Raw genomic sequence first — 14,543 nt, forward strand, 5'->3', positions numbered from 1 at the left:
GCCTGTTCCCCGTGCCGTCATGACAAGCCCCAAGGAAAACACCATGCAGAAGTCTCAAGCTTACGGACAGCGATTGTTGCGGGGACAAACACCTACTTACGAACGCCTGCAACAGCGACTCGCCGAGGATGGCCAAGAAGAACCTCAGGCACCCGTAACGCTGCATTGTGGCTGGGGCCGCATCCTGATCGGTCATACCTATTCAGATCCTGCGGATCTCGCCGCCGATCTGCTTCATGAACAGGCCGGAGAGCGCGATATCGCCCTCTACGTCGCTGCACCGCATCAGGTGCTTGCGTATGCGCCACAACAGTTGTTCCTCGATCCGTCCGATACGTCGCGTATCTGGTTTACCGATTATCGCCCCGCCCGCCGTAGCTTTCGCGGCTTCGGCATTCGTCGAGCGCAGAGCGAGGCTGACTGGAAAGCGATCAATTGCCTGTACCAGTCGCGCGGCATGCTGCCGGTCAATCCCGAGCTTTGCACACCCCGCGAGGAAGGCGGACCGGTCTACTGGCTGGCCGAGGATGACGACGCGGGGCAGATCATCGGCAGCGTCATGGGTATCAATCATCACAAGGCTTTCAACGATCCGGAGAACGGTTCGAGCCTCTGGTGTCTGGCGGTGGCGCCGAGTTGCACCCGCCCCGGCGTGGGTGAAGCACTGGTTCGCCATCTGATTGAGCATTACATGGGCCGTGGTCTGGCTTATCTCGATCTGTCGGTGCTGCATGACAACAAGCAAGCCAAGGCGCTCTACGCCAAGCTCGGTTTCCGCGATCTGCAAACCTTCACCGTCAAGCGCAAGAACACCATCAATCAATCACTGTTTCTTGGCCCCGGGCCTGAAGCCGAACTGAATCCCTACGCCAAGATCATCGTCGACGAGGCCCGGCGACGCGGCATCGAGATCAACATCGACGATGCCGAGGCCGGCCTGTTCACGCTTACCCAAGGCGGCCGACGGGTGCGCTGCCGCGAGTCTTTGTCGGACCTGACCTCGGCCGTGAGCATGACTCTGTGCCAGGATAAATGCCTGACCCACCGTACCCTCGCCAGAGCGGGACTCAAACTGCCGACCCAACGACTGGCGGGTTCACCTGAAGATAACGCAGCGTTTCTCGCGGAGCATGGCAGCGTGGTGGTCAAGCCGGTAGATGGCGAACAGGGCCACGGCGTATCGGTGGACTTGCGTAGCATCGAAGACGTCGAAGAAGCCATCACCCGTGCACGTCAGTTCGACCAGCGCGTGCTGCTCGAGAGCTACCATCCCGGGCTCGATCTGCGCATCGTGGTGATCGGCTATGAAGTCGTCGCCGCTGCCATCCGCCGCCCGGCCGAAGTCGCCGGTGACGGCAATCACAGCATTCGCAAGCTGATCGAAGCCCAGAGCCGTCGACGCCAGGCCGCCACAGGCGGCGAAAGTCGCATTCCGATGGACAAGGAAACCCAGCGCTGCATCGAAGACGCCGGTTTCGATTACGACAGTGTCCTGCCTCGCGGACAATATCTCGCGGTCCGACGTACCGCCAACCTGCATACCGGTGGGACGCTCGACGACGTAACCGATCAGTTGCATCCCGAGCTGATCGATGCGGCGGTTCGCGCGTCGCGCGCGCTGGACATTCCGGTGGTCGGCCTGGACTTGCTGGTGCCGGCCGCAGACCAGCCGGAGTACGTCTTTATAGAAGCCAACGAGCGTGTCGGCCTGGCCAACCATCATCCGCAGCCCACCGCGGAGCGCTTCATCGACCTACTGTTCCCGCTAAGCCACAACACCCATTAGACAGAACGCACCACGGCGGCGCCCTGCGTCGCCTCATGCTGCGCCAGCCCGCTTGCGGCACCACAAGCTCGCATTCATTTGAACGCACGGCGGCAGCCATCACCTGTCCCAAGGAGTGACCATGACTGCAAAGCTTCCCGAACCCGATCTCAACTACTTGCAACGCGTGCTGCTGGAAACGCTCGCCATTCCCAGCCCCACCGGCTTCACCGACACCATCGTTCGTTATGTTGCCGAGCGCCTGAACGAACTGGGCGTGCCTTTCGAGCTGACCCGCCGCGGCACCATCCGCGCCACGTTGAAAGGCCGCCAGGACAGCCCTGATCGCGCGATCGCAGCGCACCTGGACACCATTGGCGCCAGCGTGCGCGAGATTCATGAAACGGGTCGTCTTGGACTGTCACCGGTCGGCTGCTGGTCGAGCCGCTTCGCCGAAGGCAGCCGTGTCAGCGTCTTTACCGATACCGGCGTGATTCGCGGCAGCGTATTGCCGTTGCTCGCCTCCGGGCATGCATTCAATACGGCAGTCGACGAGATGCCGATCAGTTGGGACCATGTCGAGCTGCGTCTGGATGCCTGCACCACCTGCCGCGCCGATACCGTTGCGCTGGGGATCAACGTGGGCGATGTCGTCGCCTTCGATCCGATGCCGGAGTTCACCGATAGCGGTTATATCAGCGCACGTCACCTGGATGACAAGGCCGGCGTCGCGGCACTGTTGGCCGCACTGAAGGCCGTGGTCGAGAGCGGCCATGAACTGCCGATCGACTGCCATCCCCTGTTCACCATTACCGAAGAGACCGGTTCTGGCGCGGCGGGCGCGCTGCCGTGGGATGTCAGCGAATTCGTCGGCATCGATATCGCACCGACCGCCAAGGGCCAGGAATCCAGCGAGCATGCGGTCACGGTCGCGATGCAAGACTCCGGCGGCCCCTACGACTTTCATCTGTCGCGACACTTGATCAAGCTGGCCGACGGTCATGAGATACCGGTGCGTCGCGACCTGTTCCGCTACTACCACAGCGACGCACAATCGGCGATCGCCGCCGGCCACGATATCCGCACCGCACTCTTGGCGTTCGGCTGCGACGCCACTCATGGCTATGAGCGAACTCACATCGACAGCCTCGCGGCGATGAGCCGCCTGGTTTGCGCCTACCTGCTCAGCCCTCCGGTATTCGCCAGCGACGCCCACGTCGGCAAAGGTTCACTCGAAAGCTTCAGCCATCAGCTCGAACACGAGACCCAGATGGAGAATGACACCCGTGTACCGCCGGTCGATTCGATTCTTCACAAGCAAACCGATGATTCGGCTGATTGAGCTTCGCGTTTCATGATGTGCCGCCAAGTTGACGCATTTGCTGATTGCGAGGCGGCCTCGATCCGGGCAAAGTCGCAAGTATCTGAAATCTATGGATTGCCTGGCCACGCCAGGCATCAGGCGAACCTGGCTTGCCATTCGCGTAACTGAAAACCGCGCACAGTCCGTGATTACGCTGTTCCGCTTGATCCGCCTGCGACTTTGCACGATCCGGGTTCTAACATGCTGCCGCGTCTTTGCCTGGCCATTTTCCTGTACTGCCTGTCCGCCCAGGTCTGGGCGTTCAACCCCGTACCGGTGAATTCGGAGGATTTCCGCCAATCGCTTGGCAGCTGGACCTATTTCCTTCGCGATCCTGCCGCCGAGCTGAGCGTCGCCGAAGTGTTCGGCCTTCCGGAAAAAACCTTCGAGCCGGTCACTGGGGTGCATGCCAACAAAGGCAAGAACGACGCCGTCTGGTGGTTTCGGGTAGACCTGAATAATCAGCTGACCAAATCCATCGGCGGCTTCATCGAGATCAACTATCCGTTGCTCGACCACATCGAGCTGTATCTGCAGCACCCGGACGGCCGTGTCGTTCGGCAGCAAACCGGCGATAGCTATCCCTTCGATGAACGAGCGGTCAAGGTCAGCAACTTCTGGTTTCCTGTCGACCTGGAACCCGGCACCTCGACGCTGCTACTGCGGGTGAAGAGCACCAGCACCCTGTATGTCCCGTTGTACTTCAGCAGCTACGGGGCAAACGCTGCCGCCATGGAAGATTCGATGGGTTTCGCGGGAGCCTTCTACGGCGTGCTCTTCGCGATGTTCTGTTACAACCTCTTCCTGTTCCTGTCGCTTCGTGAACCCGCTTACTTCTGGTACCTGATCTACAACCTCAATGTCGGGCTATTCGCGCTCAGCTTCGACGGCATGCTGGTCAAGTGGCTCTCCGATGTCGGCGGCGTGGTGGCTGTGGGCATCTACGCCCTGATGCTGAGCCATTGCCTGGTCTCGATACAATTCAGCCGCCACTTCCTGCATACCCGCGAATACTTTCCACGACTTGATTTCGCGCTGCGTGTGGCGCTGCTGATATCCCTCGGCGCGCTCCTGTCCGGGCTGGTCCTGGAGTTGCAGGTTTGGAGCATTCTGGCCAGCGTCATGGTAATCAGCACCTCCATAGGGCTATTGCTGACCGGTGCCTTCGTCTGGCGGCGCGGGGTTCGCTATGGGCTCTACTACACGCTGGCATGGGGCGTACTGCTGGCAACTTTCGCGATCGTCACGGCCGGTTCCCTGGGCGTCAATCTGCTCGGTTTGTATGGCGCTTCGATCGTGAAGATCGGCATCGCCTTCGAGCTGATCACCCTATCCATCGGCCTTGCCGACCGCATTAACCTGCTCAAGGAAGAAGGCTTCCGTTCGCGTCAGGCAGCCGAGCGAGCCGAAAGCGAGAATCAGGCCAAAAGTCGCTTCCTGGCGAAGATGAGCCACGAGATCCGCACGCCGCTCAACGGCGTGTTGGGCATGCTGCAATTGCTGCGCGAAACGCCGCTGGATCGCAATCAACGCTTCTACCTCGACACCATCTCTAGTTCCAGCTCCTCGCTGATGTCGGTCATCAACGACATTCTCGACTATGCACGGATCGGCGCTGGCAAATTGGTGTTGGAAGACATCGAATTAGATCTTGAAGCACTGGTATCCGAGGCTGTCAGCCTGTTCACAGCCCAGGCATTGGAAAAGCAACTCAGATTGCATGTCAGCCTTGCCCCAGGCGTGCCGCGGCGGGTAAGCGGCGATCCGACCCGGCTCAAGCAGGTCCTGCTGAACCTGCTGAGCAACGCGCTGAAGTTCACCGAGAGCGGCTGCGTCATGCTGGAGGTCGATTGCCAGGGGCCGGCCGACGCACGACGTTTGGTGTTCTCGATTACCGATAGCGGCATAGGCATGCGTGCCGAGGTGCTCGCCCAGCTGTTCGTGTCCTTTGCCCAGGGGGATTCCAGCACCACGCGGCGCTATGGCGGCAGCGGTCTGGGGCTGGTAATCAGCAAGGAACTGGTGGAAATGATGGGCGGCCAGATCGATGTGCAGAGCACGGCGGGTCAAGGTAGCCGCTTCAGCTTCGATATTCCGCTGCGCGGTGCAGGCGGCAACCATGACCCGCTCACGGCGCTGCTCGAAGGTCGCCCCGCGGTGATCGCCTCCCAGGATATCCATGCGTTGGATGCCATGAGCAATCTGCTGACACGCTGGGGGATGCGGGTGGTGCGCTGCGAAGAGCCGCAACGACTGCCACACTACCTCGACGACCACGCCACAGCTCCGCTGTTAGTCGTCATGACGCCATGGCCTGGCAAGCCGCAGGACTGGCTGAGCGCGCTGAGCAACCAGCTCGAACCGAACCAACGTGTGATGCTTCTTTACCCGCCGCAGAGCGAGTATCCGGTGTTGTCACCCACCTTGCGCCTGGCCAGCCTACCGTTGCCATTGCTGCTCGGCCCGCTACGCGATGCGCTGCATCGGCTCTATCAGCCGATCCGTACAGCGCACGCCGATGCGACTGGGACCGAAGGCAACGACCTTACGATATCCAGGCCGTGCATCCTCACCGCCGAGGACAACCCGGTCAGCCAGATGGTGGTTTCGAGCCTGCTGCGCAAACGGGGCTATGAAGTCGTGGTCGCAGAGAACGGTCGTCGGGCCGTCGCGGCTTACAGCGAGAATCCGTCTGCCATTGAGCTGATTCTGATGGACTGCGAAATGCCGGAGCTCGACGGTTTCGAGGCGAGCCGGCAGATTCGCCGCCTCGAAGCCGAACAGGGGCTCACGCCGGTGCCGATCGTCGCCCTCACCGCGCATGTCCTCGAAGATCACCGCCAGCAAGGCAGCGATGCGGGAATGGATGATTTCATCGGCAAGCCATTGGATAGCGAGCAGCTGTATGCTTGCCTGGATCGTTTTCTCCGCGCCCCGATCACAGAACCCGACCTGCGCCATCCCACCTGATGTGAATCCATGCTCATCCCTCACGACCAGCTAGAACCCGGCACACTCACCCGACTCATCGAAGACTTCGTTACCCGCGACGGAACCGACAACGGTGACGAGACGCCGCTGGAAACCCGTGTCGAGCGAGTGCGCCAGGCCTTGAGCAAGGGTACGGCCGTGATCGTCTTCGATGCAGATCACCAGCAATGCCAGCTGGCGCTCAGGCGCGACGTGCCGAAGGAATGGTTGGAAGACTAAGTCTCGGGGAACCGGGCCTCAGCCCAACACGCCACCGTCGCGCTCCCACGCGCAACGCATTCGGAGATCACGCTGGTGAGGGCTGTGCGAACCGCTTTCGGTCTCCCAGCGAAAGGTATGGGTACCGTTGAGCTCGGTCTCCAGATGAACCACTGCGCTGGTCCAGTAGAGCTCATCGAGCAGCGCCTCGAAATGGCGTACCCACAGCGCCCACTCGTATTCCACCGCGCGATAGCTGGCACCGAAGTGGATCACCTGCGTCTGATACACACCCTCGTCCGCGCTGCATGAAAACATGTCCCGGCCAATGAAGGGCCAGCCCTCCCCTTGCGGCAGATTGTCCAGCGCACGGCGGTTGACTGCGCGGCGCAGCCGGCACTGCGCGGCGTCGGCTGATGGCCAGTCACGGATGCTGCCGTAGACGATGGATTCCGGCTCCACAGGTCACTCCCAGGCGAAAGCCCGACATGTTCAACCAATTACGCGCTGCGTTCCAGCACCGGTGCCGACATGGCCACCTTTGTGCTGCGCAGTGGTGACGCAGGCCACACCGCGCGACTGCAATCGCCTCGTCAGGCCGTGGGTACCGTAGCCGGGGCGCGCCGCGGAGCCAGGCGCAAGGCAAGGATCGACATCACCGCCGACATGGTCGCCAACACCAGGAAGGGCCAGCGGTAATCCCCTGCTATATCTCGGCCCAACCCTGTCAGCACCGGAGTGAAGCACGCCAGGCAATAGCCGGTGCAGAGCATCATCGCAGTCAGGCGACTCACCGCCAGCGGCGTGCTTGCTTCATACATTGGCAGCACCAGCGACATGGAAAAGGTACCGTTTAAGGCCACGCCCAACAGCATACAGACCACCAACGGCTGGACCTGCGGAACCCAGGCGATCATCAACAAGCAAGCCGTTGCCAGCACGCCGCAACAGGCCATCAGCAGGTGCCGCTTGCCGAAGCGCTGGGCCAGCCAGGGCATGGCGAAGGCGCTCGGCAAACCGATCAGCATAAAGCCACTGAAGAATGCATTGCTTTGCAGCAGGCTGAAGCCGGCCTCGTGGTAGCGCGCCACCAGCCAGGTCGCCAGGGCATAAAACAGCCCGGCCTGCAGCGCGAAGTAGATGCTTACCAGCCAAGCCCGCGGCTCGCCCCAAGGCAATCCAGCGCGGTGTTCGACGGCCGGTTCCGGCTGATTCGGCAACCGCCACCAGATTACCAATGCCAGTACGGCCGGGATCGCCCAAAGCGCCAGCCCCCAAGTCCAGCGCTGATCCAGTAACTCCGTCGCCGGTGCGGTCAGCACTACTCCGATGGTGCCTCCCACCGCCATGCTCAGCGAATAGAACGCGGCGGTCTTGCCCATACGATCAAGGAAGTGGCGCTTGATGAAGCCCGACAGCAACGGCCCGGCGACGGCGATACCGGCACCGACCATGGCCGCGGTAATGATCAATACCGGCGCGTTATCGCCAAGCAGTCGCAGCGCCAGGGCCAGACCGATCAAACCGAGGCACAGGGCAATGGTCCGCTCCAAGCCGAAACGCACGGCCAGCCGCGGCGCCAGCGGTGCCAGCAACCCCATCAGCAGAACTGGCAAGGCAGTCGTCAGGCTGATCAGGCCTCGGCTGAGGCTCAGCTCTTCGGCAATCCGTTCGATCAGGGGCGCAAAGGAAGTGATACCGGGACGAAGATTGATGGCGGCAAGCACCAGAGCCAGCATGAGTAGCCAGCGGGATGGGTTTTTCACTGTTAATCCATGAGGTTACGAGCGGAGCGGACTGGCAACCCTACCCCCGCCCCACCGCTCGGGCAAGCCTCATGGACTCACCAGTCAGGTTTTGCTCTTGCTGCGCTTCTTCTCCGCCAGCATGGCCATCTCGTCGTAGATCGCCTGCGGGTTCTGCTGCTTGATTTTCCAGGCCATGCGCCCTTCATCGTGCGGCAGGATCATGAATACCCCTTCAGCAACCTGCCGGTAGGTGTAGTCGGCAATGTCTGCGGCTGTGATCGGCGATGCCTCGAGCAGCTTGCTGATCTGCGCCTTCATGTTTGGCGTCGGCCCCCGGTAGGAGTCCATCAGGTTGGTCTGGAAGAACGACGGACAAACCACGTGGACGCCCACTTCCTGCTGCTTCAACTCGACCAGCAAACTCTCCGACAGCGCAACCACACCGGCCTTGGCCACGTTGTAGTTGCTCATTCCCGGCGCCTGCATCAGCGCCGCCATGGAAGCGATGTTGATGATCTTGCCCTGGCTTTTCTGAACCAGCGGCAGAAAGGCTTTGCAGCCCTTGACCACGCCCATCAGGTTGATCGCGATCTGCCAATCCCAGTCTTCCAGCGAGAGCTCTTCGAAGAAGCCGCCGGACGCAACACCAGCATTGTTGACTACCACGTCGATGCCGCCGAGCTTGGTCTCACAGGCCTGAGCCAGCGCCGTCAGTTGGCTGTAGTCACGCACGTCGCAGCGCTGGGTGAAGCCATCGCCGCCCGCTTCACGGACCATTTTCAAGGTTTCGACCAGACCCGCCTCGTTGACATCTGAGAGTGCCAGTTGCCAACCTTCCCGCGCCCAGCGCAGTGCGATTTCACGACCCAGACCGGAACCGGCGCCAGTGACCATCATGCGATTTTGCATCGTTTGTAACCTTTTGTTCGTTGGGTTGCACCGAGTCTAGCGAAAGCGGGCGCCCGCTCCGGCCTCTATCGAAATGCTGAATGACGGGCATGTTCCGCGCCCGATTGACGCCACCGACATTCACCCCAGAGCGTCTTCGCCAGTGCCGAAAACGACGAAGGGCAGCCCGTGGGCTGCCCTTCGTTCGATGCTCGATCAGCTATCAGTGAGCTACCGCGCCACTGGAACCCAGACCGGTCTGGGACCGCACGAACTGCGAGAAGAAACGCTCGCGCTCAAGCCCCGCCGCCTTGGATTTGTCGGTGACCGAGAAGAACCAGATCCCCACGAATGCGACGATCATCGAGAACAGCGCCGGGTATTTGTAGGGGAAGATGGCCTCGGCATAGCCGAATACATCGACCCATACGGTCGGGCTGATGATGGTCAGGATCAGCGCGGTCGCCAGGCCCAGCGAGCCACCGATCAACGCTCCGCGGGTACTCAACCCCTTCCAATACATGGAAAGGAACAGCACCGGGAAGTTGCAGCTGGCCGCGATGGAGAACGCCAGACCCACCATGAATGCGATGTTCTGCTTCTCGAAGATGATGCCCAGCAGGATCGCCACGACACCGAGGCTCAGCGTGGTGATCTTGGTGACGCGCATCTCATCCTCTTCCTTGGCCTTGCCCTTCTTGATAACGCAGGCATAAAGGTCATGGGAAACCGCCGAGGCGCCCGCCAGGGTCAGACCGGCCACTACCGCGAGGATGGTCGCGAAGGCCACGGCGGAAATGAAGCCGAGGAACAGGTTGCCGCCAACGGCGTTGGCCAGGTGGATAGCAACCATGTTGGTGCCGCCGACGATGGCGCCCGCTGCGTCCTTGAATTCCGGGTTGGTGCTGACCAGCAGGATCGCGCCGAAGCCGATGATGAAGGTCAGGATGTAGAAGTAGCCGATGAACCCGGTGGCGTAGAACACACTCTTGCGCGCTTCCTTGGCGTCAGCGACGGTAAAGAAGCGCATCAGGATGTGCGGCAGGCCCGCGGTACCGAACATCAGCGCCAGACCGAGAGAGATCGCGGAGATCGGGTCGGAAACCAATCCACCGGGGCTCATGATCGCTGCGCCCTTCTCATGAATATTCACGGCCTCGGCGAACAGGCTGCCGAAGTCGAAGTTGACCGCCTTCATCACCATGATCGCCATGAAAGTGGCACCCGACAGCAGCAGGACCGCCTTGATGATCTGTACCCAGGTAGTCGCCAGCATGCCGCCGAACAATACGTACATGACCATCAGCACGCCTACCAGAACCACCGCGACGTAGTAATCGAGGCCGAACAGCAACTGGATCAGCTTGCCGGCGCCGACCATCTGAGCGATCAGATAAAAAGCAACCACGATTAGCGAACCGAACGCCGAAAGAATACGAATCTGGGTTTGACCGAGTCGGTAGGACGCCACGTCAGAGAAGGTGAATTTGCCCAGGTTGCGCAGGCGTTCGGCCATCAGGAATAGGATGATCGGCCAGCCCACCAGGAAGCCGATAGAGTAGATCAGACCATCGTAGCCACTGGTGTAGACCAGCGCAGAAATACCCAGGAAAGACGCCGCGGACATGAAGTCACCGGCAATCGCCAGGCCGTTCTGAAAACCGGTGATGCTGCCACCCGCGGTGTAGTAATCGGAGGTGGACGTGTTGCGTTTGGCCGCCCACTTGGTAATACCCATCGTGAACCCGATGAACGCAACGAACATGGCAATCGCCGTGTAGTTGATCGCCTGCTTCTGCACGTCGCCGGTCAGAGCGTCGGCTAACAATACGGGCGAGGCAGCCAGCAGAGCGGCTGCCGTCAATAGACGCACAATCATTATTGCTGAGCCTCGTTGAGGATTTCTTGGTTGATACGATCAAACTCGCCATTGGCGCGCTGGACGTAAACGCCAGTGAGAATGAACGCCATGAAGATCACACCGACGCCCACCGGAATGCCCCAAGTGGTAACGGTATCGGCGGCAAGTGGGACACCGAGAATCGCAGGCTCGAAAGCGATCAGCAGGATGAAGGCAAGATAAACGCCGAGCATGACGGCCGACAGAAGCCACGCGAAACGGTTGCGTTTTGTGACCAGCTCCTGGAAGCGCGGATTGGCATAGATCTGCCGGTAAATATTTTCGTTATTCAATGACTGTCTCCACACGATCTCCGCCCACTGATGAGGGCAGGGCGGCTACTTTAGAGCCCGACAGACCGAACACCACTCGACCATAGTCTGGTTTTTATTTTGCGAAACGGCCGGAATAGACACGTCTAGCAGCATTTGAAAGCAGGCATAGAGCACACCTATGCCAGCTATCAAGCGCGACGATTTCCAACCGCAACATGGCGGGACCAGACTTCACGGCAACAGAGAATAATTCTCGATTAATGCTCGGAGCCTCCCATGACCAAGACCATAACCTTCACCCTGATGCACTTCTGCATTGCCTTTTCGGTGACTTATGCCTTGACCGGAAGCCTCGCTGCCGGCGGTCTGGTGGCGGCGATCGAACCCCTGTGTAATTCGGTGGGCTTCTATTTTCACGAGAAGATCTGGCAGCGCCTGGATAAGCGTAAGATCCCGCACGACGCAATTCCGGCACATGCCTGGCTGCATCATCAGGCCTGATTCGGTTCGTAGCGGCGACACTGCCGAACAGGGCCAGACTCGGGTAGCTACGCCCTGCCCTTCCTGTTTCGTAAATCGCTGCAGTCCGAGCCGTAGTCACAATGGACAGGCTTTTTGCCATCTCGGCTGGCACTCAACGCAACCAGGCGGGTTAATTGTGGTCAATGGTTAGCGCGCTTGCGCCGAGCGTGCTAGCCAAAGGGCAGGATGACCACACGAAAATCGCCAAAACCGACGCTATAGAAAAGCAATGCGGACACAGCCACCAGCCGCTACGCTGCGCATACAAAACGCCAATGGCGCCGCCCCAACGCCTGCGGGGCTAACCGCCATGCCGGAACGTTGCTGATATCGCCTGAATGCCGGAGGCTTGGCAAAGAAGCGACCCAACAATGTTCCATATCAGCGCAAAGCCATCCCATTTACCTGCCGGCTATCCATGACGATGGCAGCAGCACAATTAACGGCGGCGACGGACATGGAATGGACGGGGCCGCCATTGTGAGCGCGCCCAGCTTAATCAACGCGCGGGCGATGCGAACGGCGCTGAACATGGAGACGCTAATCGTCAGCAGAACTCGAAGCATCCCAAGCTTTTCGGCCACTCAAAGCCGCCACCGGAGAATCCCTTACATGCGATTGCTGCTGTCCCTGACCGCGCTGCTCACGCTGGTCGTAATGCCTGCCCACGCTGCGGATATCAGCGTCGAGGAGTATGGCTACCCGTTGAGCAACCCATTCGAAGCGACGATCGCCACGACTCCCGCCGCGTTGCGCGCCGAAGTACCCAGCGACGACGACATCGATCAGGCGGACTACAGCCTGCGGTTGCGCCCCGAACGCGAGTTCATCCTGCCGGAAAACTTCTGGGCAGTGACACGGTTGACCTATCGCCTGGCTCGGCAACCCGGCCCTGCTCCACTGATGTTCATCATCTCGGGCACTGGCGCAAGCTACGCAGCGGCAAAGACCGAATCGTTGAAGCGCCTGTTTTATGGGGCGGGCTATCACGTTGTGCAGCTGTCTTCGCCGACCAGCTTCGACTTTATTGCTGCCGCCTCGCGCTACGCCACCCCTGGCTATAGCCCTGACGATGCCAAGGACCTGTATCGGGTCATGCAGGCGGTCCGGGCGCAGCAGCATGACCTGCCGGTAACCGAATTCAATCTCACCGGCTACAGCCTCGGCGCGCTCAACGCAGCCTTCGTTAGCAAGCTCGACGAGACCCGACAGAGTTTTAATTTCAAGCGGGTGCTGATGCTCAACCCGCCGGTAAACCTCTACACCTCGATCAACAATCTCGACAAGCTGGTGCAGACCCAGGTCGAGGCGATAGACAGCACCACCACTTTCTATGAAGTCATTCTGGAAAAGCTCACCCGCTACTATCGCCAGAAAGGCGCGATCAATCTCGATGAGGCCATGCTGTTCGACTTTCAACAATCAGCCCTGCGATTGACCGACGAACAGATGGCGATGCTGATTGGCTCGGTGTTCCGCTTTTCCGCCGCCGACATTGTCTTTACCTCGGATCTGATCAACCGACGCGGACTGATCGTGCCGCCCGAGTACCCGATCGACGAGGGCACCAGCCTCGAACCGTTCTTCCGCCGTGCGCTACTCTGCGACTTCGATTGCTACATCACCGAACAGCTCATCCCGATGTGGCGTGCGCAACAGGACGGCGGCAGCCTGGCACAGCTAATAGAGCAGGTCAGCCTTTACGCACTGGAAGATTATCTGCGCGAGAGCCCGAAAATTGCTGTCATGCACAACGCTGACGACATCATTCTTGGCGCCGGCGATCTCGGCTTTCTACGCCGAACATTCGGCGACCGCATGACGCTTTACCCACGCGGAGGCCATTGCGGCAACCTCAATTACCGGGTCAACGCCCAAGATATGCTGGAGTTCTTCCGTGGTTAGCAGGCTGTTTAAAAACGTTAGCGAGGCAGGCAAGACAAGGCAAAAACAGGCGAGGAAGCGGACCGGGCTCGCGTACGAGTTTTGTGTTCTAAATGAGCATGACTCACTTCGTTCGCCCTTTCGGGCCGCGCTAAAGCGCGTTAGCCGCAAGCGGCTTGCCGAGCCTGCTTTTAACGCAGTATTGCCAACGCAGGTAGTTTTTCAACGGCCTGCTAGACGTTATCTGCTTGCACTGCTGCTGGCCAGCGGAATCGCCCATGCCCAGACTCCGATCCCCGATGAGGACGGTTTCACCCAGCCGTTGCGCAATCTCGAATTCAACCCGGGGCTGGATCAGCATGAGTTCGAGCGAGCCACCTTCGATGCTCTGAATATCTACGATCCCTGGGAGTCGCTGAACCGACGCATGTACTACTTCAACTACCGTCTGGATCAGTGGGTGATGCTGCCAGTGGTACGCGGCTACCGTTATGTCACCCCGCAGATCGTGCGCACGGGCGTGAGCAACTTCTTTAATAACCTCGGCGAGATACCGACGCTGTTCAACAGCGTTGCCCAACTCAAGGGCGAACGAGCGATGAACACTACCGCCCGGCTGCTGTTCAATACCATCCTCGGTGTAGGCGGCATCTGGGATCCGGCCACTCTGATGGGGCTCCCGCGTTACAACGAGGACTTCGGTCAGACGCTGGGCTTTTATGGCGTCCCGCACGGGCCTTATTTGATTCTGCCGGCGCTCGGCCCGTCCAATCTGCGGGATACCACCGGCCAAGTGGTGGACTTCGGCGTCGAGCGACAGGTCGACTATTTCAGCTACGCCGACGCCAGCGGCGGCGAGTTCGGCCTTACTGCGCTGAGGCTGATCGACATCCGCCACACCACGAATCTTCGCTATGGCCAGCTCAACTCACCCTTCGAATACGAAAAAGTCCGCTACGTCTACACTCGCGCGCGGGAGCTGCAGATCGAGGAGTAATCGAATGCTTCG

At 60.1% G+C, this 14,543-nt stretch carries 12 protein-coding genes; 7 read left to right on the forward strand and 5 right to left on the reverse strand.

Annotated features, from left to right (window positions below; all coding sequences use genetic code 11):
• The first annotated feature begins 43 nt into the window (after nucleotides 1–43).
• The 4 genes from ngg to AC2LD7_RS11225 all read left to right on the forward strand — a co-directional run bounded on the left by ngg (nucleotide 44) and on the right by AC2LD7_RS11225 (nucleotide 6,338).
• A complete protein-coding gene (gene ngg / locus AC2LD7_RS11210) occupies nucleotides 44–1,786 on the forward strand; it encodes an N-acetylglutaminylglutamine synthetase (RefSeq protein WP_484597811.1) in 1,743 nt (580 codons plus the stop codon).
• A 121-nt stretch (nucleotides 1,787–1,907) separates the two neighbouring features.
• Nucleotides 1,908–3,107 carry an osmoprotectant NAGGN system M42 family peptidase gene (locus tag AC2LD7_RS11215; RefSeq protein ID WP_484597812.1) on the forward strand — a complete coding sequence of 400 codons (1,200 nt, stop codon included), beginning with the start codon at nucleotides 1,908–1,910 and terminating at the stop codon, nucleotides 3,105–3,107.
• A gap of 222 nt (nucleotides 3,108–3,329) precedes the next feature.
• Nucleotides 3,330–6,098 carry a hybrid sensor histidine kinase/response regulator gene (locus AC2LD7_RS11220; RefSeq protein ID WP_484597813.1) on the forward strand — a complete coding sequence of 923 codons (2,769 nt, stop codon included), beginning with the start codon at nucleotides 3,330–3,332 and terminating at the stop codon, nucleotides 6,096–6,098.
• Between the two features lie 9 nt (nucleotides 6,099–6,107).
• On the forward strand, nucleotides 6,108–6,338 hold the full coding sequence (locus AC2LD7_RS11225; RefSeq protein ID WP_484597814.1) for a YheU family protein: 231 nt from the start codon (nucleotides 6,108–6,110) through the stop codon (nucleotides 6,336–6,338).
• 18 nt (nucleotides 6,339–6,356) lie between these two features.
• Here the strand turns inward: AC2LD7_RS11225 and AC2LD7_RS11230 are convergent, their stop codons facing one another.
• From AC2LD7_RS11230 to AC2LD7_RS11250, 5 genes are all read right to left on the reverse strand, one after another.
• On the reverse strand, nucleotides 6,357–6,779 hold the full coding sequence (locus AC2LD7_RS11230; RefSeq protein ID WP_484597815.1) for a hypothetical protein: 423 nt from the start codon (nucleotides 6,777–6,779) through the stop codon (nucleotides 6,357–6,359).
• Between the two features lie 131 nt (nucleotides 6,780–6,910).
• On the reverse strand, nucleotides 6,911–8,056 hold the full coding sequence (locus tag AC2LD7_RS11235) for an MFS transporter (RefSeq protein WP_484597852.1): 1,146 nt from the start codon (nucleotides 8,054–8,056) through the stop codon (nucleotides 6,911–6,913).
• A gap of 111 nt (nucleotides 8,057–8,167) precedes the next feature.
• Entirely contained in the window at nucleotides 8,168–8,974 is an 807-nt protein-coding gene (locus tag AC2LD7_RS11240) for an SDR family oxidoreductase (protein WP_484597816.1), read from the reverse strand.
• Between the two features lie 202 nt (nucleotides 8,975–9,176).
• Nucleotides 9,177–10,832 (reverse strand): cation acetate symporter, encoded by a 1,656-nt coding sequence (locus AC2LD7_RS11245; protein WP_484597817.1) that lies wholly within the window; start codon nucleotides 10,830–10,832, stop codon nucleotides 9,177–9,179.
• The gene (locus tag AC2LD7_RS11250; RefSeq protein ID WP_484597818.1) at nucleotides 10,832–11,146 is read right to left on the reverse strand and encodes a DUF485 domain-containing protein; all 315 of its coding nucleotides are present in this window, start codon (nucleotides 11,144–11,146) and stop codon (nucleotides 10,832–10,834) included. The genes AC2LD7_RS11245 and AC2LD7_RS11250 overlap by 1 nt, the downstream gene beginning before the upstream one ends.
• Nucleotides 11,147–11,404: 258 nt before the next feature.
• Between AC2LD7_RS11250 and AC2LD7_RS11255 the strand changes: the two genes are divergently transcribed.
• The 3 genes from AC2LD7_RS11255 to AC2LD7_RS11265 all read left to right on the forward strand — a co-directional run bounded on the left by AC2LD7_RS11255 (nucleotide 11,405) and on the right by AC2LD7_RS11265 (nucleotide 14,531).
• Entirely contained in the window at nucleotides 11,405–11,629 is a 225-nt protein-coding gene (locus tag AC2LD7_RS11255) for a DUF2061 domain-containing protein (RefSeq protein ID WP_484597819.1), read from the forward strand.
• A 678-nt stretch (nucleotides 11,630–12,307) separates the two neighbouring features.
• A complete protein-coding gene (locus AC2LD7_RS11260; protein WP_484597853.1) occupies nucleotides 12,308–13,555 on the forward strand; it encodes a serine/threonine protein kinase in 1,248 nt (415 codons plus the stop codon).
• Between the two features lie 181 nt (nucleotides 13,556–13,736).
• Complete coding sequence (locus tag AC2LD7_RS11265) at nucleotides 13,737–14,531, forward strand: MlaA family lipoprotein (protein WP_484597820.1); 795 nt, start codon at nucleotides 13,737–13,739, stop codon at nucleotides 14,529–14,531.
• Nucleotides 14,532–14,543 lie beyond the last annotated feature (12 nt).

The sequence above is a fragment of the Stutzerimonas sp. genome, assembly GCF_982611455.1.